The organism is Rummeliibacillus sp. BSL5 (genome assembly GCF_052928305.1).
Map to the genome: position 1 here is coordinate 1 of NZ_JAVGCV010000001.1, position 23,342 is coordinate 23,342.

Here is a 23,342-nt window from a genome sequence, read left to right on the forward strand (position 1 = left end):
TACGGATCAGAAGGTTGTGGATTCGACTTCTGCTGGGCGCACCATTTCCGGGAAGTAGCTCAGCTTGGTAGAGCACTTGGTTTGGGACCAAGGGGTCGCAGGTTCGAATCCTGTCTTCCCGACCATTAAAAAAATTAATTTGGGGCCTTAGCTCAGCTGGGAGAGCGCCTGCCTTGCACGCAGGAGGTCAGCGGTTCGATCCCGCTAGGCTCCACCAAATTTTAAAATATAATATCATGGCGGCCTAGCTCAGCTGGCTAGAGCGTACGGTTCATACCCGTAAGGTCGGGGGTTCGATCCCCTCGGCCGCCATATTAAAGGACCTTTAGCTCAGTTGGTTAGAGCAGACGGCTCATAACCGTCCGGTCGCAGGTTCGAGTCCTGCAAGGTCCACCATTTAAATATCGGAGGAATACCCAAGTCTGGCTGAAGGGATCGGTCTTGAAAACCGACAGGCGGGTCAAACCGCGCGGGGGTTCGAATCCCTCTTCCTCCTCCATTATCATAAAATAATATATAACATTATCGCGGGGTGGAGCAGTTCGGTAGCTCGTCGGGCTCATAACCCGAAGGTCGCAGGTTCAAATCCTGCCCCCGCAACCAAATGGTCCGGTAGTTCAGCTGGTTAGAATGCCTGCCTGTCACGCAGGAGGTCGCGGGTTCGAGTCCCGTCCGGACCGCCATTTTTTTCAAAAGCATTATGGGTCGGTAGCTCAGTTGGTAGAGCATTAGATTGAAGCTCTAAGTGTCGGCAGTTCGATTCTGTCCCGACCCACCATGATGCGGGTGTAGTTTAGTGGTAAAACCACAGCCTTCCAAGCTGTTGTCGGGAGTTCGATTCTCCTCACCCGCTCCAAAATGGGCCTATAGCTCAGCTGGTTAGAGCGCACGCCTGATAAGCGTGAGGTCGATGGTTCGAGTCCATTTAGGCCCACCATTTATTATTCCGAAGTAGCTCAGTTGGTAGCAGCATCTGACTGTTAATCAGAGGGTCGCAGGTTCGAGTCCTGCCTTCGGAGCCATATGGGGAAGTACTCAAGTGGCTGAAGAGGCGCCCCTGCTAAGGGTGTAGGTCGGGCAACCGGCGCGAGGGTTCAAATCCCTCCTTCTCCGCCATAGAATTGGCCCCTTGGTCAAGCGGTTAAGACACCGCCCTTTCACGGCGGTAACACGGGTTCGAATCCCGTAGGGGTCATACTAAGTCTTTAGAACAGTTTATGTTCTAAAGACTTTTTTATTGTTATGTTAATCCGTTCAATATTTCTAGAATTTCCATCTCATCTTTTTTCTTTTCTTAAAAATCGAAAAATGGCTTTGAAAAGTTGTTTTTGGGGAATAAATAAGAAAGAATGGGAGGCTAAGTATATGAACGAACAACAATTACAACATTTAAAGAATGAATTATTGGATGAGCTGAAACGTATTGAAGAAAGACCTGATAATGACAGGGTTTTTGAATCAACGGAGCTCTCTAACTATGATAACCATCCTGCTGATCAGGCGACAGATCTGACAGACCAAGCAACAGAGCTAGCAATGGATAAATTCCATGACTTTCAAAAAGAAGAAATTAAAGAAGCGCTTCGGGCCATGGAGAATGGTACGTATGGTACCTGTGTAGTGTGTGGTAAAGAAATTCCTTACGAACGCTTAGAAGCAATGCCTAGAACTTTGACTTGCATAGAGCATGCAGAGGATACACTAGATACAACGGAACGTTCAGTTGAAGAAGGAGTTCTCACAGGGAATACTTCACATCCAAGTAATTTGAAGGATTACCGTGTTGACGGTGAAGATAGCTTTCTGGTTGTCGAAGAATATGGTTCATCGGATTCACCATCTGATAAAGGAAGCGAATCTGATGGAACTTATGATACAGATTTATAAAAGACTGCATTTACGCAGTCTTTTTGTTTTGTCCAAATTCCATGATTAGTCATTAAAAAAGCAAATAAGTGCCGAAAATTAATGAAAGTTGTATGATAGAATATATAGAAGTATGTACTTAGTAGATAAATGATCTACTGACGGAGGTAATTTTCATGAATCATCAGTTGTCGTCAACAATCGGCGACCAAAAGGATACAGAAAAAACAACACTGCAGTTTTTCTCAGAAACAATCGAAGTTAGCTCTTTGTCTGCATTAGCCTTTTTTCATGCAGGTGAAGAAGAATTTACTGGACAACGTTTTTTCTGGCAAAATCCTGATCAAACTTTTACGTTAGTTGGCTTAGGCCATGCACATATAATCGAAAGCGGATTAAATGAGGGACGTTTTGAAGAGGTCGACCAGCAATGGAAGAAGCTCACGCAGCATGTACTCACAAATGAGGAGAATGTAAGACCCGTATTATTCGGAGGTTTTACATTTGATCCTGCCAACACACAGTCAGGCGAGTGGGATGATGTGCCAGAAGCATTTTTCGCAGCTGCTACCTACCAGTTAATTATCCGTAACGGACACAGCTATATTAGCACAAACTATATAGCAGAACGGGAAGATGCAGGACTGTTTCAGAAGCTTTGCAAAAAAAGAGATGAACTTCTCCGTGCAAGCTACACATTGGAGAAAGTGGAATACGCTAAACCAATAGTGGTTGAAAGTACAGAGCCCAATAAAGCAGCTTACCTTACATCGATTGAACAAGTAACAAATCTTATTCAGAAGAAAGAAGCGGACAAGGTAGTCATTGCGCGTTCACATGTTTTGAAATTTCAAGAGCCAGTTGTTTCAGCAAATGTTCTTGCACAACTAATGAATGAACAACAAAATAGCTATCTGTTTGGCTTAGAATATAAAAACAGTTTCTTTTTTGGCGCCTCTCCTGAACGTTTAGTAAAAGTGCAAGATGCTTATGCGTATTCATCATGCATAGCGGGTTCTATTAAACGTGGGAGAACAAGCGATGAAGATGAACGCTTAGGGCTTGAATTATATAATGATACGAAGAACCGTTCAGAGCATCAATATGTAGTGGATATGATCGGCAAGACATTTAAGGATAATTGTTCTTCTTATACAATCCCTAGCCAGCCTGAGCTATTAAAAATCCGGGATATCCAACACTTGTTTACACCTGTTGAGGGACATTTAAAGAATGGAGCTACGATTTTGCAATTGGCGAAAACCTTGCATCCGACTCCTGCTTTAGGCGGTGTGCCGCGAATGCGCGCTATGGAAGTGATACGCCAATATGAACCGATGAACAGAGGATTATATGCAGCACCAATTGGTTGGCTGGATGACCGAAATAATGGTGAATTTGCAGTTGCAATACGATCAGCATTATTAAATTCGAGTAAAGCCTTTTTATATGCGGGTGGAGGCATTGTAGCTGATTCAACGCCACAAAGTGAGTATGAAGAGACACTTGTAAAATTCCGCCCAATGGTTCGCGCTTTAGGGGGGCAATTAGATGACGAATAAAGAGATTTTAAATAACTATGTATATAAACTTGTGAGTGCATTGCATGCTACCGGCATAAAAGATGTTGTAGTGAGCCCTGGCTCTCGTTCTACACCACTTGCTTATGCATTTGCCCACAGAAAAGAATTTACGCTATATCGACAAGTGGATGAGCGGTCAGCTGCTTTTCTCGCATTGGGACTTGCCAAGGCTAGTACGAAACCTGTTGTCCTTGTGTGTACATCAGGTACGGCAGCAGCAAACTATTTCCCAGCGATCGTAGAAGCTAAAATAGCACGTGTACCTTTAATTGTATTAACGGCAGATCGTCCGCATGAGTTACGTGAAGTAGGAGCACCCCAAGCGATTGCGCAAACCCATCTTTATGGAGATCAAGTAAAATGGACAGTTGATTTTCCAATACCAGATGACTCACAACAGACATTGCCGTTTATTGAGCGCCATATCGCTCGTGCGGTGGCTATTGCAAGCACGCATCCATATGGACCAGTTCATGTCAATGTGCCGTTTAGAGAGCCATTATTGATTGATTTTCCGGAACAGTTGCCAGCAGTCTCCTTTACAGAGAGCATATCCTCTCAATTGAAGCCAACAGAGCACGCAATGAATCTGTTTGAAACAGTCATTGAACAAGCGAAAAAAGGGTTTATTATCGTTGGGGAGTTACCAGGACGCACAGATGTCACCTATATATGGCAATTGGTTCGCCGGCTAAAATGGCCTGTTCTCGCTGATAGTCTATCCCAATTGCGAGCGAATGTGCCAGAAGACTGCGAAGCTTATATTATTGATCAATACGATGCATTGCTGAAGAATGAAGCATTTAAACAGATGGCAGCAGCAGATACAGTGATCCGCTTCGGCGCTCAGCCTGTTTCTAAACCATTGATGCAATTTTTAACGTATTGTGAGCCAAGTACCTATTTGGTAGTAGATGAAGATCCGATGTTTCGTGATTCGCTTTCTCTCTCAACCATGCATATTCAGGCATCTATCGATCAGTGGCTAAATGATCTTATCATCAATCCAGCAAATATAGATTCAGCTTATGTAAATCTGTGGACACAATCAAATGAAGCTGCAGAAGCTAAAGTTGAAACATACAAGCTAGAAGAGTCCGATGAAGGGGCAATGGCAGCTGTTTTATTCCAGTCATTGCCAGATGAAAGTAACTTATTTGCAAGTAGCAGCATGCCAATACGAGATGTCGATACTTTCTTTTCGAAAACCTCGCGTGATATTCATATTTACGCTAACCGAGGAGCAAATGGCATTGATGGGGTTGTATCCACGGCAATAGGTACGCAATTGGCAACAAAGCGGGATACGTATTTGTTGATAGGCGATTTAGCGTTTCTACATGATAGCAATGGATTAATTGCTACACGATATCAAGAATGTGATATAACGATTGTCATTATGAATAATGATGGTGGGGGCATCTTCTCTTATCTGTCGCAATCGACAGTTGAACAACATTATGAGGAACTATTTGGCACACCTTCAGGACTTCAATTTGCTGATTTGGCAAAAATGTATGATGCAGAGTACGAACCTGTCCATACAAAGGAAGAACTTAAGAAAGTAGTGCAACGGCCGAAGGCTAAAGCGTTGCGAATCATTGAAGTGTTCACCAATCGTGCGCAGAATTTAGAAGCACATCGTAATCTTTGGGATGCAATTGGCAAGGAGTTAGACAAGAAATGGCAAGTGTAATGACAAGTATTCGTGGCCAGAATATCCATTATCAAGTGGTTAATCCGGAAGCAAAAACGACCATTGTTTTTCTCCATGGCTTTACAGGCAGCACAAAGACTTGGGAATCCACTGAACAATGGATATCCAAAAAGTATCGTATGATTTCAATTGATTTAATGGGCCATGGTTTAACGGATTCTCCTTATAGCGTAGAGGCCTACTCGATGGATGAACAAGTGGAGTTGCTGCGTGAATTCTTCGAAGCCCGCCGAATCTATACGTGTACATTGGTTGGGTACTCAATGGGAGGTAGAGTGGCACTAGCTTTTGCCATTAGGTATCCTGATAAAGTGAAAAAGCTAGTTTTAGAAAGTGCCTCTCCAGGTTTAAAGACCGAAGATGAACGCAGAACCCGGATAAAAAATGATCGGCAGTTGGCAGAGCGTATTGAGAAAGATGGCGTAGAAGCATTTGTGAATTATTGGGAGAACATTCCTTTATTTGAATCACAAAAACATTTGCCAGCTGATATTAAACAGCAAGTAAGAGATGAAAGGCTGAACCAATCACCTGTTGGACTTGCCAATAGCTTGAGAGGAATGGGGACGGGGAAGCAGTCGTCCTATTGGCATGAGCTTAAACATTTTCAAAAACCTGTTGTCATGCTAACTGGAGAACTCGATCGAAAATTTATTCAAAAAGCAATAGAGATGAAAGAAGAGTTTCCAATTTGTGAGCATCATATCGTGCCAGCTGTTGGCCATGCAATACATGTGGAAAATCCTCAAATCTTTGCTACAATAATAAAGGAACATTTAGAAGACGAATAGGAGGACTCATTAATGACTCGTGAATGGGTAACAGAACATGTCTACGAAGATATCAAATATGAATCTTATAATGGCATCGCAAAAATAACAATCAATCGTCCAGAAGTGCGCAATGCCTTCCGTCCGAAAACAGTAACGGAAATGATTGATGCATTTACACGTGCGCGCGACGACGCTAAAATCGGCGCAATTATTTTGACTGGCGAAGGCGAAAAAGCATTCTGCTCAGGTGGAGACCAAAAAGTACGCGGCAATGGCGGCTATGTTGGCGATGACAACATTCCACGTTTAAATGTGCTTGATCTTCAAACATTAATCCGTAAGATTCCAAAACCGGTTGTTGCTATGGTTGCAGGATTTGCTATCGGTGGTGGACATGTACTACATATCGTATGTGATCTAACAATCGCTGCTGACAATGCTATCTTTGGACAAACTGGTCCAAAAGTAGGTTCATTCGATGCTGGATATGGTGCTGGCTATTTGGCACGTATCATTGGCCATAAAAAAGCACGCGAAATTTGGTACCTATGCCGCCAATACAATGCACAAGAAGCGTTGGATATGGGGCTAGTCAATACAGTCGTACCATATGAACGCTTAGAAGATGAAACTGTACAATGGTGTGAAGAGATGCTTGAAAAATCTCCAACTGCACTACGTTTCCTAAAAGCATCATTCAATGCTGATACAGATGGTTTAGCAGGATTACAACAATTCGGTGGAGATGCAACATTACTTTATTACACAACGGACGAAGCGAAAGAAGGCCGTGATGCGTTCAAAGAAAAACGCAAGCCGGACTTTGGTCAATTCCCACGTTTCCCATAAACCGAAGAGTACTCATTTTCTAAGGAGTCAACGTATACGTTGGCTCTTTTTTTCTGTGGTAAAATAAAAATAATAGAACGGAGAAGGTGAATGAAATCATGGTTCCAAATTGGATCATCCAACGCGCAAGCTTGACGCCAAATCGTATAGCATTGCGTTATCAAGACAAATCATGGACATATCAAGAGTTAAATGAACAATCTCTCCTCATTGCAAAACAATTAGTGTCCCTTGGCATCATGCGTGGAGACCGAATTGCCCTCTATGCTTCTTCCACAGCTGAATTAATCTTCATGATAGGCGGATGCATGCACTTACAATGTGAAATGGTCATGTTAAACTTACGCTTAAGCAAAACGGAGCTGGCTTATCAGATAGAGGATGCAAGAGTCTCGGCTATATTAGCGGAGGATAGTTTGGTTGATAAGCTGCCTTCTAGTGATACAAGAACCTACGCTTTCACAGATATTTTTGCTACTGAAGGGAAGGGGTTTAGTCCTTCTAGTGAATGGAATGAGTCTGATACGATGACTATTATGTATACCTCAGGTACAACAGGCTTTCCGAAAGGTGTGCGTCAGACGGTAGGAAATCATCTTTCCAGCGCTACGTCATCGCTTTATAATACGGGGTTATTAAAAGAGGAAGCGTGGCTATGTACAGTTCCGCTATTCCATATCAGCGGATTTTCGATGTTTTGTAAATGCATATTACACGGTGTGGAACTTGTGCTTTATACAAAATTTGATGCTAAGAAGGTGGCTGATCAATTAGTAGAAGGCTCTGTGACGCGCATGTCTGTTGTCTCAGTAACTCTTGCAAGGATTATCGAAGAATTAGAAAAACGTGGGCAGAGGGCTTCTGAACGCTTTCAAACGATGCTTGCGGGCGGGGGACCAGTACCGATTGATTATTTGGAGCGAGCAGCGGAGCTTGGAATCGAGATTGCCCAAACGTATGGGATGACAGAAACAGCTTCACAAACCACTACTCTTTCCAGTGAAGATGCTATGCGGAAAATTGGGTCAGCTGGGAAACCACTGTTCTTTAACCAAATTTCGATTGAAGGTGTATCTAAGCCATTCGAGGAAGGTGAAATATTGATTCGCGGACCTCATGTCACACCAGGTTATATTGGACGATTTAAAGAAAAATCTGCCTTACAAGAAGGCTGGCTACATAGCGGTGATATTGGTTACTTGGATGATGAAGGTTACCTATTTGTTGTTGATCGTCGTGCGGATTTGATTATTTCAGGCGGCGAAAATATATACCCCGCTGAAATTGAAAATGCATTGATCTCGCATCCTGCTGTTAGAGAAGCGGGTGTCTGCGGTGTTGAGGATGAAAAATGGGGTAAAGTGCCTTATGGCTTTGTCGTTACCAAAGGGAATATAGACGAAGAAGATTTGTTAATCTACTGTAAAGAACATTTAGCGGGCTATAAAGTGCCGAAACGGATATTTATTGTCAAGGACTTACCTCGTAATGGGGCGAACAAGCTCTTGCGAAGAGAATTGCCAAAGCTTATATGATGTGAATAAGACACTTTCTTTATAAGGAAGTGTTTTATTGCTTTTTCTCAGCCCAATTCCTTTATGTCTTAAAGCATAAAATAGGCAATACCTATCTATGCGAAGGAGAATGAGATGCACTGGATAACGATTATATTGATTGGCATTGCGGCTAATTTAGATAATTTAGGGATAGGACTGGCATATGGCATAAAAAAAACGAGAATTCCCTTGCTTTCTAATGTAACCATTGCCTTCATATCTATGGCCGTTACATATATTTCCGTCAAGATTGGGAGTGCCATAGCCCATTATTTATCGCCTCATCTTGCAGATATGATTGGGAGCTTCTTATTGGCAGGGATAGGTATTTATATGATTGTCGATGATTTGTTGAAAACCAAAAAAAATTTCAACCTGGATAAAATAGATAAAGATCAAAATAATATAATATCATTCAAAGAGGCTGCATTACTTGGGCTTATACTATCTATCAATTGTTTGGCTACGGGGATTGCGATAGGGGCAAATGGAATTTCGGCAATTTGGACAGTTTTATCCATCGGCTTTTTTTCTGTTGTTGCTTTTTCGATTGGCGGAGAATTTGGCTTGCGCATATCGAAGACGGTCATTGGAAGAAAGGCTACTATCCTTTCAGGCGTACTACTTATTTTTATCGGTATTTTTGAATTGTTTATATAATGGCAAAAAGCCTTCCAATCCGGAAGGCTTTTTATGTTTGATTTGTGACTCTAGTTTGGTAAAGATTGAGTGCATCTTGAAGGTTTAAAATTTCTTTTTTTATTTTGCCGTAGCCTTTAATTAAAGGTACATTGTGTTTTGCTGTGATTTGCTGTTGCTCCATGTTTTTAGCCATGGATTCAAATAGATAGAGCAATTTTGATAAGTTTTCTTCCTCTAACACGACCGATTGGGATGTCTGGTTCAGCGAGCTTAGATGGAAGCTGAGCTGCTCCAACGAAGCGATAGTTGGCCATAAGAAATCTAAAGTCTTATTGCTAGGTAATTCTCCTAACGCTGTCGTGTAGACTGTACGAAGATTTGTCATATTTATTTGCATCTTACTCATTTTATTTGTACGGTCTGTTGCTGAGTATTGTGTTTGAGCTGAAAATAAATTAAACAGTAGCTCTGATTGACTACGAATCGTTTTGGCGATAATATTGGGCAGCCTGCTTGAAGCAGTTCGTCTGCCGATTAGGAGCACACCTATTAACCCAATAATTGCTCCAATAATAATGTCTGTTACGCGTGTAGTTGCAAAGAAAGAAAGATTATTGATCTGTGTTGTATTCTCTGCAATTAAAATGGAGTTGGGCGTTAAAAATATAACCGCAAACGCATAGTTTTTCACGATAAATAATTCTGTAAAAAAGCTAAAGACAAGACTGCACAATGCCACTAAGATACCTGTTGGCTGATTGTAGAGAATAACAGATGCAATCAATACACCTAAGATTGTACCAAGTGATCGTTGGATGGCCCGGTGAAAAGTACTTATAATGGTAGAGCCCATCATAACAGCTGCACAGGAAGCAGGAATCCAATATGAACGTTGAAAGTCAAATGAGAATGCAATTAATGCAGCAATGATTAAGACAAAGCCGTATTTTATCGAATTGGTAAAGACAATGGAATCCTTGTCCAAAGCATGGCTCAGCGATTTAAATGCAGAAGGTTTAGATATGTTTAATTCAGCATTTATATTTTTTAAAGTCTTATTCAAAATAGCATCAGCATCATATATTTTTGACAATAAAGCGCTGATTTTTTGAGTCGTTTCTTTAGGTTGTAAAATTGTTTTTACACCAGAGGAGGGATTATCAATCAAGTCAGCAAGAGCTTTGACAGACTGCCCGACTTCTTTAGGGAGTTTTGTATAGCCATCTGCAACAAGTTCCAGAATATCTGAGAAAATGAGGTTGGCTTGATTGTTTAGCAGATAAAGTCGCTTGTAACTAAGAGAGCTGTGCCAAGGAGAATAGCCGGCTAATAAAACGGTATCTGCATTATTTAAGATCTGAACCGTTTTTTCACAAGCTAAATCGAATTGATCTGTGCCCACTTTGTCGATTAATCTTGCAATTTCGGTATAAACTGCATGGACTGCTTTGGTTTCTGGGCCATATGGATGCCAGAACCAGCCAATCATAGCGACTATCCAGGAAAAAATGCCGCCTAACATTACCAGGCCACCGTATAGCCATGCAAGATGGGGATCAGGGTGTGTTGCAGAAGACATTGAAAATATCATCACGAAGAATATGGATGCAGGGCCAGGTATTTTAAGTGCACCAAATATGAAAGTCACTAATGCTCCTACAAGGCCTATTAATAAAGAAAATAATATAGTCGAAGAGGACGTCAATACACCTAACATCATAAGTACAGAAAAGCTGGCTGCAACAAGGAAAATTTTCTTCGCTCGTTGAAGATAGGGTTCATTCCATACATACAAGTAAGCAAAGCCGCCAATCGAGGCCATTAGTCCGTATGAAAAATGGTTAAATAAAATGCCTATTAAAGTTGGAGTTGCAGAGCAAATGCCGGCACATAGCGCCCGAGACAGTGGAAATGGTGTCTTGTTTATGGCAAATGCTCCTTTTACCCATTGGATTAAATGAGATCGAAACATATATTACATTACACCTCTATGTTGTTGAATTCGTAATAAAAAAGTTATCACTTACTTTAGTATATCAAATTTAAATTAGTTAAGACGAACAATTCATATGTTTAATTTGTTCAAAGAGAAGGAATACTAAACACGAGAAGAAATTAATATTAGGAGAGTGTACGTTATGTCTAATTTACAACAACAATTAAATCAATTGGTATCTCAATGGTCAGTGCTATATACAAAGCTTCACAATTATCATTGGTATGTAAAAGGACCAACATTCTTCACATTGCATGCCAAGTTTGAAGAGCTATACAACGAAGCAGCAGAACATCTGGATAATATTGCTGAACGTATTTTATCTCTAGGTGGCAAACCAGTAGCAACTATGAAAGAGCATCTAGAGATTTCGAATGTCCAAGAAGCTCAAGGTAGCGAAACAGCTGAACAAATGGTGGATACACTGATTAAAGATTTTAATCTGGTTATGGAAAGTTTGAAAGCTGGTATGACAGAAGCATCTAATGAAAATGATGATATGACAGAGGATTTACTTAACTCCATTTATCAAAGCTTAGAAAAGCATGTATGGATGTTAAATGCATTCTTAGGATAAAATAAAGATGGCCCATCCAATTTTGGATGAGGCCATCTTTTATTAATTCAATGCTTTTTTAAATGTGTCTATGTTTCGTTGCATTAATGTAAAGTAATCTTCTTTATGTTGAATGTCCTCTTTTGTCAGTACACTTAGATTGTGGAGTGTTAGAGGTTGTGCTCCGATATCGTTCTGAATGACTTTAGCAAGGTTTGAAGAAACATTTTGCTCGAATAGAATGTAGCGTACATTATCCTCTTTTGCTTGGTCTACAATATGAGCCAGTGTTTTTTGTGATGGTTCATCCTGGGAGTTAAGACCAGCAATGGCTACTTGATTCAATCCATATGTGCCTGCAATATAGCCAAAAGCAGCATGTGAAACAAAGAATGTTTTATGCTTTGCATTCTTTGCCATTGTTTTGTAATCGTTATTCAACTTGTTTAAATCTTTAACAAGTGATTCATAATTCGTTTCAAATTCAGCTTTGTTCTTAGGTTGCGCTTTTACTAAAGCATTCTTAATAGATTTTGCTAAATCTTGGCTGATAACTGGCGAAAGCCAAACATGTGGGTCATACTGGCCATGCTCGTGACCGTCTTCATGATTTCCTTCATGTTCGTCTTCTTCCTTGCCGGTACTGACAGCAAGTTTGTCTTTTGATACTTGTGCGGCAGTCTCAACCATTTGGACTTGTTCATTTTGAAGAGATTTTTTTGACTTTTCAACGAATCCTTCAAGTCCTAAACCAACGTAAAAGAAATAATCTGCATCTGCTAAATTCATCATATCCCGCTGCGTTGGTTCGAATGTATGTTCATTTGAGCCAGGTGGATAAATAGATGAAACATTAACATGGCTTCCACCAATTCGTTTTGCGAAATATTGAAGTGGATAAACAGTTGTGTAAATATTAAGCGTCTTTTTATTGGCAGTGTCTTGTTCATTTTTAGTCGTTCCACAAGCAGCTGTAAATAAAGCTATGACCGTTACTAAAAAAATTATATAAAACTTTTTCATTATAGCACCTCATAAATAGTAATCATTACGGTTTGTTTTTTAAACAATAACTACTATACAAGATATCTGTAGAAAATACAATAAAAAAAGCCCCGAAAATTAATTCTTTTTCGGAGGCCATTCTTCTGGCACTGGATCATAGCCGCCTTCACAAAATGGTTGGCAACGTAATATCCGTCGAATCGCCAAGTAGCTACCTTTAAATGCACCATGTTTTTCAATAGCTTCAATTCCGTAGTTAGAACAAGTAGGGTAAAAACGGCAGCTAGGTGGCTTTAATGGTGATAGCACTTTTTGATAAAAGCGAATAGGCAGTATGAGAATTTTTTTCAATATATGTCAACTTCCTTTATAATCTATTGATTAATCTACTTTATTTTACTGCAACTGTTCTAAAAAAAATAGTAATCTTCCTTTAAGAAAATAGTAAAAGCAAGCGCTTGGTATATAACTATTTTTAAAAAAGGAGTTTAATTTCATTCTATCGGGGAATATATAAGCAGAGCCAAACAAACAGAAAGAAAGAAAGGAAGTTGATATCATGTTAAGTTTTATTTGGTTTTTAATTATCGGAGGTATCCTAGGTTGGTTAGCAGGTCTAATCTTAGGTAAAGATATTCCAGGCGGTATTATCGGTAACATTATTGCTGGTATTATTGGTGCATGGATTGGTGGTAACTTATTAGGCGAATGGGGACCAAAAGTAAGTGATTTCTATATTATTCCGGCTCTATTAGGTGCAATCATTTTAATCTTTATTGTCAGCCTAATTATGAAAGCAATGAGAAGAAAATAACAGGTAAAAGCGCAAATCCTTTTGGATTTGCGCTTTTATTTTGTATAGAAGCCGGATTAACGGCCATGATAAGCATAATTCGTTGCAATGCTTTAAGAGGTGAGAAAATGAAATTAAAGGAACTAATCTCATGCCTGGCTTGCGAAATAGATGAACAGCATGGGGAGATAGAGATTAAAGGGATTTCCACGAATTCCAAAGAAACTCTACCAAATGAACTCTTTGTGGCTATACAAGGATACCAAACGGATGGGCATCAATATATTGACAATGCAATTGCAGCCGGTGCCATAGCTGTTGTGGGTGAGAAAAAATTGGATCATGTTACGGTACCTTATTTTCAAATAGAAAATGGACGCTCAGCGTTGGCTCAATTAGCTTGTACTTTTTATAATCATCCATCAAAAAGGAAAACAATGATTGGGATTACCGGAACAAATGGTAAAACTACCACCTCTTATATGTTAAAGCATATCTTAGAGAGCACAGGAAATAAATGTGCTTTATTTGGTACTGTACAAAATGAAATCAACGGCAAAGTATGCAATTCTGCCAATACCACACCATGCCCGCTACAGCTGAATAAACAATTAAATGCAAGCCAGGATGAATATATCTTGATGGAAGTTTCTTCACATGGAATTGCCCAGCATCGTGTTACCGGTGTGGAATTTGATTATTGTTTATTTACAAACTTAGACCATGATCATTTAGATTTCCATAAAACCATTGATGATTATTTTTCTGTAAAAGCACGTTTATTTGACCAAATGAAACCTACTGGCAGAGCAATCATTAATCGGGGAGATCGTTATGGTGAGATATTAGCAAACCGTTTATTAAAAAATAATTCCACATTCTATTCAATGGGGGATAAACCCCATCATGACCTTCACCTTACATCCATCCAAACCCGAAAAGGAACCTTCGCATTACAAAAGAATTCTATTCACAAACTTCACCTTCAAATTGATGGCAAACATAATATATTAAATGCTGCGCTAGCTTTTTTAACGGCAAGCAAGATTGGTATTCCTCCCCAAGAAATTATTCAAGCACTGGAGAGCTTTTCAGGAGTTCCAGGACGCTTTGAAAAAATCACCCACCCAAAAGGTACCACTATCGTCGTTGATTATGCACATACAGCAGATGCCTTTAATTATTGTTTAGAAACAGCAAAAGAAGAAGGGGCAAACCGTATATTCCATGTCTTTGGTTTTCGAGGAAATCGAGATACAACAAAACGTAAGGACATGATCCAAAACTCCAAAAATAATAGCGATGTACAAATTCTTACCTTCGATGATTTAAATGATCTGAGCCAGGAAGAGATGAAAGAAGCATTAGAGCAAGTGAATGATGGATGCTTGATTATTCCTGACCGCACCCTTGCAATACAAAAAGCGATAGATGAAGCAGATGCAAATGATTGGGTATTTATTACTGGAAAGGGAGCTGAGATGTACCAGCAAGACTTTGAATTGCCGACGAGTTCAGATATTGATACTGTAAATTTTCTTGTTGAACAATAAGTGTACTCTCAAAACACATCTCCCCCAATTGTTGGAGATTTCATATAAATGCCCCACAATTGCCGGTTGTGGGGTTTTAAATTTTTTTATTTGGTATCACTTTTTATCTGAATAAAGAAAGAATAAACCAGCAGACGACGAATATGACTATCCCATAATAGGTTCTCATTCTCCATATCCTGCATATACCGAATAAAGCTAATAGAAGGGCTGTCGTATAAATACCAAGACTTAAAAAGCCAATCATGGTTCCGAGCGTGCTGCTCAAAAATAAACTTATAATAAAAAGAAAAATCGATGTGATAAATAATACTGTCATTCGCACTGCATGTTTAGAACGAGGAGAGAATATAAGTGTGAGCGCATCAAGAAATAGACCAATAAGAAGACCAGCTAAGAAGACCCCAGTGAATAGATGCATAGCCTCACCACTTTCTGAATTTTCCGTTTCCTTATATAATATGCAAGTTAAAAGGCAAGAAACGTTTTAAATGCCTAATCCTCGTATAAAAAAATTAAACACAACCATGCTATAAAAAACGTGGCCAAATAAAGGAGGATTACATGATGTCAGAACAAGTAGATGCCTATGTGTCGGTAATGCATAAATATTATAATTTTTCCCCAGACCTAGCACCTTGGGAATTCCAAATCAATACGAATGCTGAAATGTTAAAGGTACTTGATTTACTTTTTAGACAAATGCAAGGGTGGGAAGCAAGTGGTATGTGGCGTGCACACCTTCCAGCTGTTCCTTATCATCTTGATGCACAAAACAATGAAGTAGATAAACGGTTGGCTAAAGTTTATGCCATCATTCATGAATACGGCGATGAAGAGACTAAGAAATTTATTGAGGGAATGCCTTATTACAGTTGATGGATTGATTTACCTTCGTTACACTTATAAAAACAAGGAGTGAGCGAAGGTATGTTTACATATACAGATTTAAATGGCTTTGGTTGTGAACTCTCTTTTAAAAAGAATTCTTTTTCCATCAAACCTCAACATGTGTTGGTTTTAGCGAAATATAATGGGAAATGGTTGTTGACCGAGCACCCTCTTCGCGGTCTTGAATTTCCGGGCGGTAAGGTAGAGAAGGGGGAAATGTTAGAAGATGCGGCAAGAAGGGAAGTATATGAAGAAACAGGGGCCGTGCTCTCGGATATAGTTTGGTTTGCCACTTATATAGTTCACGCAGAAAGGCCTTTTACGAAGGCGGTATTTATAGCCTCTGTCCAAGCAATCGAACAAAATCACCAGTATAAAGAAACAGCTGGCACATGCCTGTTGGATGAGGAAGAATTAGATCACTGCACCAATCTAAGTTTTTATATGAAAGATGCAGGGATGAAAAAAATGTTAGAGAAGGTGAGTGAACGTGAATATCAATGGTGATATCCATTACATGAGGGATTATCCATCGCCCAATCCAAATGTCAAACTTGCCGAGATTACATATTGGTCGGAAGGTTTAAAAGTGAAAGGGCTTCTTGCTACGCCTCTACAAAATCCAAAGAGTGAAGGAATCCTATATTTGCGAGGCGGCATTCAAAATGTGGGGATGGTACGTCCTGCTCGTATTACACAGCTTGCGGCAAATGGCTTTGTCGTATTCGCGCCGTATTATAGAGGTGTACGCGGTGGTGAAGGAAAGGATATGTTTGCTGGCGAAGACCGCTTTGATGCAGTAAATGCTGTCGAAGTGCTGAAGCGTTTTTGTGACAGTGAGAGAATTCATTTGTTCGCATTTTCTAGAGGTGGGCTTATGGCTCTTTGGACTGGTATTATTCGAAATGACATCACGTCCATTGTTACATGGGGAGGCGTCTCTAACATTGAGTACACATACGAAGAACGGGTTGATATGCGTCGGATGATGAAACGCGTATTCGGAGGTTCTCCTATGACCAATCCAGCTGCATATGAAGAGCGCACGCCTTTAGACCGAATAAAAGAAATTAATGCTTCGGTCTTAATTATTCATGGGATGAAAGATGACAATGTGAGTTTTAAGCATGCTGAACTACTTGAAGAGCGCTTAAAGGAATTGGATAAAAGAGTTGAAACCTGGTATTATCCCGAATTCACTCATTACTTCCCGGGTGTAGCTAATCGCAATGTCCTCCGAGGGGCATGCCAATGGATGAAACTACAATAAAATAAGTAGGTGAAAAGATGGGTTATCTTAAAGCGACAAATGATGTAAGGCATAAAAGTGATACCTTGCCGTTTAAAAAACGCTATCCTTTCTGGCAGGAATTATGGGAGGTTTATTCTGGACCCTACAATGAGCTGCAGGTGCAAAATTGGAAGGAAGAAAGCGAGGCAATTCAAGAACTGGAACAATTCAGTTTTAGTTCACAGGATGAAGGCTTAGTAAAAATTCAGCGTGTCACCTTAAATGATAAAATAAGAGATTATTTTATTCACCACTCAGCCGATTCAAAAGAACAGTTAAAATGGTTTTCTATTCTGTTCCATGATGATCATGGAATAGAAGGCATTGAAATAAGAAATTACGCAGAAGAAATTTTCTTTAATCAAGTAACGAGAGAAGATGCCGAACCTATTCTCGAAATGTTTAAGAAATACGATACAGAAGCAGAATTTTTTCCAGATGATACAGATTAAAAAACCAAAAATCCCCGGCTAGCCTTGGGCCTGCCGGGGATTTTTTGCGATTTGGATTTACTTATAGGTTGTAAGCGATAAGTTGTAGCAATTAAACGATTGGCGCGCCTTTTTCAGAAATATCTTTTGAAATGACGCCGAATTTTTTAAAGTTTTCATGGAACATGCCAGCAAGTTCTTTAGCTTTTTGATCATAAGCATCTTTATCCGCCCATGCATTACGCGGATTTAAAACTTCTGTTGGCACTCCTTCGATTTGTGTAGGCATAGATAGACCAAAGAATGGATCTTGCTCTGTGAATACATTGTCTAGCTTGCCGTCGATTGCAGCACGAACCATTGTACGAGTATAAGATAGTTTCATACGGCTGCCTTCACCATAGCTGCCGCCAGTCCAGCCTGTATTAACTAAGAATACATTAGCTTCATGAGCATCGATTTTCTCACCCAACATTTCTGCGTATACAGAAGCATGCAGTGGGAAGAATGGAGCACCAAAGCATGTAGAGAATACTGGTTCTGGTTCTACGACACCGCGTTCTGTTCCAGGAATTTTGGAAGTGAAGCCAGATAAGAAATGATACATCGCTTGCTCTTTTGTTAATTTACTGATTGGAGGCAATACGCCAAACGCATCAGCTGTTAAGAAAATAATTGTTTTAGGGTGACCACCTACAGATGGACTTGCAATATTTTCGATATTTTGGATTGGGTATGCAGCACGTGTATTTTGAGTTAATGTAGTATCATCATAGTCAGGTATACGTGTTTCTGGATCAATCGTTACATTCTCAAGCACTGTGCCAAATTTGATAGCATTATAGATTTCAGGTTCTTTTTCAGCAGAAAGGTTGACTGTTTTCGCATAGCAGCCTCCTTCAATATTGAATACTCCATTGTCTGACCAGCCGTGCTCATCATCACCAATTAATTTGCGATTGCTGTCAGCAGATAAAGTCGTTTTACCTGTACCGGATAGGCCGAAGAATAATGCTACATCGCCTGATTCACCAACATTTGCAGAGCAGTGCATAGACAGAATACCTTGTTGTGGTAATAGGTAATTCATAATGCCGAAGATTGATTTTTTCATTTCGCCAGCATATTCTGTGCCGCCGATTAAAATAATGCGTTTTTCTAGAGATACGAGAATGAATGTTTCAGAAGATGTTCCGTCTACTGCTGGATCAGCTTTAAAGGTAGGAGCAGAAACAATAGTGAAATCTGCTTCATGTTCTTCTAATTCTTCAGCTGTAGGGCGGATGAATAATTGATGTGCAAATAAATTATGCCATGCGAATTCGTTCACAACACGAATGCCAAGACGGGATGAAGGGTCAGCACCCGCAAATCCTTTGAAAACAAAAATTTCTTCTTTTTCTTTTAAATAGTCTACTACTTTCGTATATAATGAATCGAAAACTTCTGAAGAAATAGGTTGATTGATTTTGCCCCAATCAATTTTGTCTTTAGAGGATTCTTCTTCTACCATAAATTTATCTTTAGGAGAACGTCCTGTATATTTGCCAGTTACTGCGCGAACAGCACCATCTACCGTTAAGATTGCTTCTCCACGTGAAGTTGCTTTTTCCACTAATTGTGGAACTGAAAGCTGTTCTAAAATATTGCGCCCTTGTAATAAATCATTCAGTTCATTCGCAATTTCTACTGAATTCATCTGTGTACGTACCATCCTTTTTATATTATTACCCTTGCTAAGTGGGTGAGTATTAATCATTTCGAGAATTAGTATAACACATTAAGCGTATTAGTCTATACTAATAACTCGTTATTTTTTAAAAGTTTTCTATATAAATTAATTCATTAATTTACTTTACGAAAACGCTTAACTACATCACACAACAAAATTCATCAAAAATCAACTTTTTTCTTTATTTTTCATCGAAAATTTGACTTTCTTGTTCAATTCGCTTACTATATGCTATAGAACGGATACTCTTATCCCGAGCTGGTGGAGGGTCAGGCCCTAAGAAACCCGGCAACCTGCATTTTATCAAGTGTTAAATGTGCTGGTGCTAATCTGATGCAAGGAATATTCCTTGAACGATAAGAGTGAAAGGTGCTTACGAAACATATCCTTTCCTCATTGTGCGAATGAGCGAAAGGTTTTTTTGTGTAAAAATTGAGGCAAATTGATTTTGTTTCATATTAATATATAGCATGTATGTAAGGGCACTTTCTATATCCTCGTGTTTAAAAAGCAGCTAAAGCTTGGCGTTTAATCCATTTAAACGGACATGGGTAATGAGTACCGTATCACTTTCGAGAGGATCTCGTTGATTTAGGAGGAAACCAACCAAATGACTAACAGAAGATTATTTACTTCAGAAAGCGTAACAGAAGGACATCCAGATAAAATTTGTGACCAAATTTCGGATGCCATTTTAGATGCCATTATTGCAAAAGACCCGAATGCGCGAGTTGCATGTGAAACAACTGTCACAACAGGCCTTGTCCTTGTTGCAGGAGAAGTGACGACTTCAACATACGTTGACATCAAAGGAATTGTAAGAGATACAGTAGCTGAAATTGGTTACACACGCGGTAAATACGGTTTCGATGCAGAAAACCTAGCAGTACTTGTAGCAATTGGCGAACAATCACCTGATATTGCACAAGGTGTAGACCAAGCACTGGAAGCTCGTGAAGGAAAAATGTCAGATGCAGATATCGAAGCAATTGGTGCAGGGGACCAAGGGTTGATGTTCGGCTATGCTTGCAATGAAACACCTGAGTTAATGCCGCTTCCAATCAGCTTAGCGCACAAATTGGCACGTCGTTTAACAGAGGTTCGCAAGACTGGTCAACTTGCATACTTGCGTCCGGATGGAAAAACACAAGTAACAATTGAGTATGATGAAAACAACCATCCAGTGCGTGTGGATACAATTGTTATCTCAACTCAACATGATGAAGATGTAACCTTAGAACAAATTCAACAAGATCTTAAATCAACAGTAATCAATAATGTAGTGCCAGCTGAATTACTGGATGAAAACACAAAATACTTCATTAACCCAACAGGCCGCTTTGTAATTGGTGGACCAAAAGGGGATGCAGGTCTTACAGGTCGCAAAATCATCGTCGACACATACGGTGGGTATGCGCGTCATGGCGGCGGTGCATTCTCAGGGAAAGATGCAACAAAAGTGGACCGATCTGGAGCATATGCAGCACGTTATGTAGCTAAAAATATTGTAGCTGCAGGCTTAGCAGAGCGCGCAGAAGTTCAATTAGCATATGCGATCGGTGTAGCTCAGCCAGTTTCTATCTCTGTAGACACATTTGGTACAGGAAAGGTCACAGAAAGCGAATTAGTAGAAGCCGTGCGTGAGACATTTGATTTGCGTCCTGCAGGCATTATTAAAATGCTTGATCTTCGCCGTCCAATCTATAAACAAACAGCGGCTTATGGGCACTTCGGTCGTGTTGATTTAAATGTACCTTGGGAAAATACAGATAAAGCTGAAGAATTGAAAGCTAAGTTTAAATAAATTGAATTCATACTATGGAGGTTTTTCCTCCATGAAGCGATAAGCTGATTCTTATGAGAACCCTGTCACATTTGTGATAGGGTTTTTTGTTTTTATTCTCCATTATTCTTAATAGGGTGTGAACAAACCATTCTTTAAAAATAAAATGAAGACAAAATAAAAACCGTGCACACAGAGATGAATATAATTTCGGTTCATAACCTTTTCTCTCTTTGAATAAGTTAATAAGAAGTTCAAGGAGGAGAGATGGTTGAAAACAAATGAATTCTTTTTTCTCACATGGGCTGCTTTTTTAACCGGCTTTGGTTTTGTCTTAGTTGCGATTTGGAATACAGATTGGCAACTTGTTGAGCGAGGATTCTATACTATTTTGTTGGGGTGGATTACTTTTTCTGCTTTTTCACTTGTAAAGACAATTCGCGATCGGCACGACGGAATTAAAGTAACAAAAGAATATTTGCTCCTTTGTTATTTATCAACGATTGCTTCATTTGGAATAGGGATGATAAGTGTTTGGAATACAGAATGGGAGCTTGTCGAAAAGGGATACTATTGGTTAGGGATCATATTTGTCTTATACACCTCTTTCGCGCTATCAAAGGAAATTCGTGACAGACAATATGGTAAGTCACTCAAAGGCAACATCAATGGAGAGGAACAAGAAGAATAAAAGTAAAGAGATGGCCTCCCTTTTGAGAGAAGCCATCTTTTTATTATCTTTCTGAATTTTGTTGGACAGATTTATAGAATTGGCCCTTTTCATGATATTCGTTGATAATGCGGACCATGTCTTTTTTATCTTCATCAGTTAATTCCCGTACAACTTTAGCTGGTCGTCCGAAAGCCATCGTATTCGGAGGTATTACTTTGCCTTGTGTCACAAGGCTTCCTGCCCCGATGAATGCTCCCTCGCCAATTTCTGCGCCGTCTAAAACAATGGATGCCATACCTATAAGCGCACCTTTTTTTACATGACAGCTATGTAGTGTCACTTGATGGCCAATTGTTACCTCATCTTCAAGGACAAGCGGTCGGCCGGGACTTTGGTGTAAACAGCACAAATCTTGTACATTCACTTTACTTCCAATAATAGTAGGGGATACATCACCTCTAATCACTGTGTTATAAAATACAGATGAGTGTGGTCCAATTGTCACATCGCCAGTGATAACGACATGATCTCCTATGAAAACAGAAGGATCGATATTAGGTTTTTTGTCGTGATAAGAGTAAATCATCGAAAATTCGCCTCATTTCAAGCTATGATGTTATTAATATCGTAACAAATGGTAGATTGGAAGGAAACTGAAATCTGTAAAATACGTTAAAATAGAGTGATACGACAATCAGTGAATTTTATCATCTCTGATTGTTACCTAAACCTATCAGGTATTGATGGTCAAAATAAAGAAGCATATCATTCTAATTTTTGGTAGCCATTAATACGGGAAAAGTGAAGAATTGAGGAGCGGAATAGAATGTGGAAATGGGAAGCAGAGGGACAAGCGAAAGCTGTTGTTGTTTTTATACATAGTGCATATGAACATCATCGGAGATATCCATGGCTTATTGAAAAGCTACGTGTATCTGGCATGCATGTTATCACAGGTGATTTGCCTGGACATGGCGAAGTGAGCCGGAAAAAGAAAGCGCATGATGAAGGATTTAAAGAGTACCTAAAGTTCATTCGACAAATGATGGAGGTTGCTATAAATTATAATTTACCAATCTTTATAATGGGGCATGGTCTTGGCGCAAGCCTTGCAATGGAATTAATACAAATACGGAAATACGAATGCGCAGGCATGATACTAACATCTCCATGGCTGCATCTTACACATCAGCCATCAAAATTTTCTAATGCTCTTTCAGGGATTAGCAAATTAACAGGGAATTTAAAGATACAGCATGATATACCAATCAAAAATCTTTCACGCAGTTACGAATTTTATAAAGAACAAAAGGACGATCCCTACTATTTTTCAGGCATAACTGTGGGATGGTATAAAGAACTGCAGCAGTTTATGAAAGCATTGTGGACAAAGAGAGAAACAATTCCGGATATCCCGGTCTTGCTGATGAATGGGGGCAACGATAAAATTGTGTCTCCAGCCTATAGTAAAAAATGGCTTTCTCAACAAGAAACGTCTGAATTCCAATATAAAGAGTGGAAATCTTGCTATCACGATCTTTATCAAGAACCAGAACGGGAAGATATCTATCAATATATGGAATCCTTTATGTTTAATGCTTTACGCAATATCGGGTATATTATCTAATTTAAATTAAATGGAAGTGTGTTTT

22 protein-coding genes, 13 tRNA genes and 1 riboswitch are annotated in these 23,342 nt (G+C 39.6%); of the genes, 30 read left to right on the plus strand and 5 right to left on the minus strand.

Features of this window, described 5'->3' with window-relative positions; genetic code table 11:
• The first annotated feature begins 48 nt into the window (after positions 1-48).
• The 20 genes from RCJ93_RS00005 to RCJ93_RS00100 all read left to right on the plus strand — a co-directional run bounded on the left by RCJ93_RS00005 (position 49) and on the right by RCJ93_RS00100 (position 9,004).
• A tRNA-Pro gene (locus RCJ93_RS00005) sits at positions 49-125 on the plus strand.
• A gap of 16 nt (positions 126-141) precedes the next feature.
• Positions 142-217: transfer RNA gene (locus RCJ93_RS00010), tRNA-Ala, on the plus strand.
• A gap of 21 nt (positions 218-238) precedes the next feature.
• Positions 239-312 (plus strand) — tRNA-Met (locus RCJ93_RS00015).
• Between the two features lie 7 nt (positions 313-319).
• Positions 320-396, plus strand: a tRNA-Ile gene (locus tag RCJ93_RS00020).
• Positions 397-406: 10 nt separating this feature from the next.
• Positions 407-499 (plus strand) — tRNA-Ser (locus RCJ93_RS00025).
• A 27-nt stretch (positions 500-526) separates the two neighbouring features.
• Positions 527-603, plus strand: a tRNA-Met gene (locus tag RCJ93_RS00030).
• A gap of 3 nt (positions 604-606) precedes the next feature.
• Positions 607-683: transfer RNA gene (locus RCJ93_RS00035), tRNA-Asp, on the plus strand.
• Between the two features lie 19 nt (positions 684-702).
• Positions 703-778, plus strand: a tRNA-Phe gene (locus RCJ93_RS00040).
• A 4-nt stretch (positions 779-782) separates the two neighbouring features.
• Positions 783-856, plus strand: a tRNA-Gly gene (locus tag RCJ93_RS00045).
• A gap of 4 nt (positions 857-860) precedes the next feature.
• Positions 861-937: transfer RNA gene (locus RCJ93_RS00050), tRNA-Ile, on the plus strand.
• An 8-nt stretch (positions 938-945) separates the two neighbouring features.
• Positions 946-1,022, plus strand: a tRNA-Asn gene (locus tag RCJ93_RS00055).
• Between the two features lie 3 nt (positions 1,023-1,025).
• Positions 1,026-1,116 (plus strand) — tRNA-Ser (locus tag RCJ93_RS00060).
• A 7-nt stretch (positions 1,117-1,123) separates the two neighbouring features.
• Positions 1,124-1,195: transfer RNA gene (locus RCJ93_RS00065), tRNA-Glu, on the plus strand.
• Positions 1,196-1,365: 170 nt separating this feature from the next.
• On the plus strand, positions 1,366-1,887 hold the full coding sequence (locus RCJ93_RS00070; protein WP_066789142.1) for a TraR/DksA C4-type zinc finger protein: 522 nt from the start codon (positions 1,366-1,368) through the stop codon (positions 1,885-1,887).
• Between the two features lie 155 nt (positions 1,888-2,042).
• Positions 2,043-3,428, plus strand: coding sequence for an isochorismate synthase (locus RCJ93_RS00075; protein ID WP_446738082.1), 1,386 nt, complete (start codon positions 2,043-2,045; stop codon positions 3,426-3,428).
• Positions 3,418-5,145 carry a 2-succinyl-5-enolpyruvyl-6-hydroxy-3-cyclohexene-1-carboxylic-acid synthase gene (menD, locus tag RCJ93_RS00080; protein WP_446738083.1) on the plus strand — a complete coding sequence of 576 codons (1,728 nt, stop codon included), beginning with the start codon at positions 3,418-3,420 and terminating at the stop codon, positions 5,143-5,145. The genes RCJ93_RS00075 and menD overlap by 11 nt, the downstream gene beginning before the upstream one ends.
• Entirely contained in the window at positions 5,133-5,957 is an 825-nt protein-coding gene (menH, locus tag RCJ93_RS00085; protein WP_446738084.1) for a 2-succinyl-6-hydroxy-2,4-cyclohexadiene-1-carboxylate synthase, read from the plus strand. Before menD ends, menH begins: the two co-directional genes overlap by 13 nt.
• Positions 5,958-5,969: 12 nt before the next feature.
• Positions 5,970-6,788 (plus strand): 1,4-dihydroxy-2-naphthoyl-CoA synthase, encoded by an 819-nt coding sequence (gene menB / locus RCJ93_RS00090; RefSeq protein WP_147196102.1) that lies wholly within the window; start codon positions 5,970-5,972, stop codon positions 6,786-6,788.
• 98 nt (positions 6,789-6,886) lie between these two features.
• Positions 6,887-8,323 carry an o-succinylbenzoate--CoA ligase gene (locus RCJ93_RS00095; RefSeq protein ID WP_446738085.1) on the plus strand — a complete coding sequence of 479 codons (1,437 nt, stop codon included), beginning with the start codon at positions 6,887-6,889 and terminating at the stop codon, positions 8,321-8,323.
• Between the two features lie 114 nt (positions 8,324-8,437).
• Entirely contained in the window at positions 8,438-9,004 is a 567-nt protein-coding gene (locus RCJ93_RS00100; protein WP_251647268.1) for a manganese efflux pump MntP, read from the plus strand.
• 31 nt (positions 9,005-9,035) lie between these two features.
• Here the strand turns inward: RCJ93_RS00100 and RCJ93_RS00105 are convergent, their stop codons facing one another.
• Positions 9,036-10,958, minus strand: a complete 1,923-nt coding sequence (locus RCJ93_RS00105; RefSeq protein WP_446738086.1) for an FUSC family protein — start codon at positions 10,956-10,958, stop codon at positions 9,036-9,038.
• Between the two features lie 166 nt (positions 10,959-11,124).
• Between RCJ93_RS00105 and RCJ93_RS00110 the strand changes: the two genes are divergently transcribed.
• Positions 11,125-11,559 (plus strand): Dps family protein, encoded by a 435-nt coding sequence (locus RCJ93_RS00110; protein ID WP_066789125.1) that lies wholly within the window; start codon positions 11,125-11,127, stop codon positions 11,557-11,559.
• Between the two features lie 42 nt (positions 11,560-11,601).
• Here the strand turns inward: RCJ93_RS00110 and RCJ93_RS00115 are convergent, their stop codons facing one another.
• Both RCJ93_RS00115 and yidD read right to left on the minus strand, forming a co-directional pair.
• Positions 11,602-12,561: a metal ABC transporter solute-binding protein, Zn/Mn family gene (locus RCJ93_RS00115; protein ID WP_251647266.1), complete on the minus strand. Its 960-nt coding sequence runs from the start codon at positions 12,559-12,561 to the stop codon at positions 11,602-11,604.
• Between the two features lie 99 nt (positions 12,562-12,660).
• Entirely contained in the window at positions 12,661-12,894 is a 234-nt protein-coding gene (gene yidD / locus RCJ93_RS00120; protein WP_066789117.1) for a membrane protein insertion efficiency factor YidD, read from the minus strand.
• A gap of 208 nt (positions 12,895-13,102) precedes the next feature.
• On the opposite strand from yidD, the gene RCJ93_RS00125 reads away from it, so the two are divergent.
• The 6 genes from RCJ93_RS00125 (at position 13,103) to RCJ93_RS00150 (ending at position 17,523) form a co-directional block, all read left to right on the plus strand.
• A complete protein-coding gene (locus RCJ93_RS00125; protein WP_066789114.1) occupies positions 13,103-13,357 on the plus strand; it encodes a GlsB/YeaQ/YmgE family stress response membrane protein in 255 nt (84 codons plus the stop codon).
• Between the two features lie 107 nt (positions 13,358-13,464).
• Positions 13,465-14,889 carry a UDP-N-acetylmuramoyl-L-alanyl-D-glutamate--2,6-diaminopimelate ligase gene (locus RCJ93_RS00130; RefSeq protein WP_446738087.1) on the plus strand — a complete coding sequence of 475 codons (1,425 nt, stop codon included), beginning with the start codon at positions 13,465-13,467 and terminating at the stop codon, positions 14,887-14,889.
• A gap of 567 nt (positions 14,890-15,456) precedes the next feature.
• Complete coding sequence (locus RCJ93_RS00135) at positions 15,457-15,768, plus strand: transposase (protein WP_066789107.1); 312 nt, start codon at positions 15,457-15,459, stop codon at positions 15,766-15,768.
• Between the two features lie 51 nt (positions 15,769-15,819).
• A complete protein-coding gene (gene ytkD / locus RCJ93_RS00140; protein WP_446738088.1) occupies positions 15,820-16,287 on the plus strand; it encodes an RNA deprotection pyrophosphohydrolase in 468 nt (155 codons plus the stop codon).
• Positions 16,271-17,050 carry an alpha/beta hydrolase family protein gene (locus RCJ93_RS00145; RefSeq protein WP_150284852.1) on the plus strand — a complete coding sequence of 260 codons (780 nt, stop codon included), beginning with the start codon at positions 16,271-16,273 and terminating at the stop codon, positions 17,048-17,050. The genes ytkD and RCJ93_RS00145 overlap by 17 nt, the downstream gene beginning before the upstream one ends.
• 17 nt (positions 17,051-17,067) lie before the next feature.
• The gene (locus RCJ93_RS00150; RefSeq protein WP_150284851.1) at positions 17,068-17,523 is read left to right on the plus strand and encodes a hypothetical protein; all 456 of its coding nucleotides are present in this window, start codon (positions 17,068-17,070) and stop codon (positions 17,521-17,523) included.
• A gap of 91 nt (positions 17,524-17,614) precedes the next feature.
• Here RCJ93_RS00150 and pckA read toward each other — a convergent pair whose 3' ends face one another.
• A complete protein-coding gene (gene pckA, locus RCJ93_RS00155) occupies positions 17,615-19,201 on the minus strand; it encodes a phosphoenolpyruvate carboxykinase (ATP) (protein ID WP_066789099.1) in 1,587 nt (528 codons plus the stop codon).
• Between the two features lie 278 nt (positions 19,202-19,479).
• A riboswitch (SAM riboswitch) is annotated at positions 19,480-19,597 on the plus strand.
• A 247-nt stretch (positions 19,598-19,844) separates the two neighbouring features.
• Between pckA and metK the strand changes: the two genes are divergently transcribed.
• Positions 19,845-21,038 carry a methionine adenosyltransferase gene (gene metK, locus RCJ93_RS00160; RefSeq protein ID WP_066789097.1) on the plus strand — a complete coding sequence of 398 codons (1,194 nt, stop codon included), beginning with the start codon at positions 19,845-19,847 and terminating at the stop codon, positions 21,036-21,038.
• 250 nt (positions 21,039-21,288) lie between these two features.
• Positions 21,289-21,708 (plus strand): YiaA/YiaB family protein, encoded by a 420-nt coding sequence (locus RCJ93_RS00165; protein ID WP_066789087.1) that lies wholly within the window; start codon positions 21,289-21,291, stop codon positions 21,706-21,708.
• A 43-nt stretch (positions 21,709-21,751) separates the two neighbouring features.
• Here the strand turns inward: RCJ93_RS00165 and RCJ93_RS00170 are convergent, their stop codons facing one another.
• Entirely contained in the window at positions 21,752-22,276 is a 525-nt protein-coding gene (locus RCJ93_RS00170) for a gamma carbonic anhydrase (protein WP_446738089.1), read from the minus strand.
• A 240-nt stretch (positions 22,277-22,516) separates the two neighbouring features.
• On the opposite strand from RCJ93_RS00170, the gene RCJ93_RS00175 reads away from it, so the two are divergent.
• On the plus strand, positions 22,517-23,317 hold the full coding sequence (locus RCJ93_RS00175) for an alpha/beta hydrolase (RefSeq protein WP_251647252.1): 801 nt from the start codon (positions 22,517-22,519) through the stop codon (positions 23,315-23,317).
• Positions 23,318-23,342 lie beyond the last annotated feature (25 nt).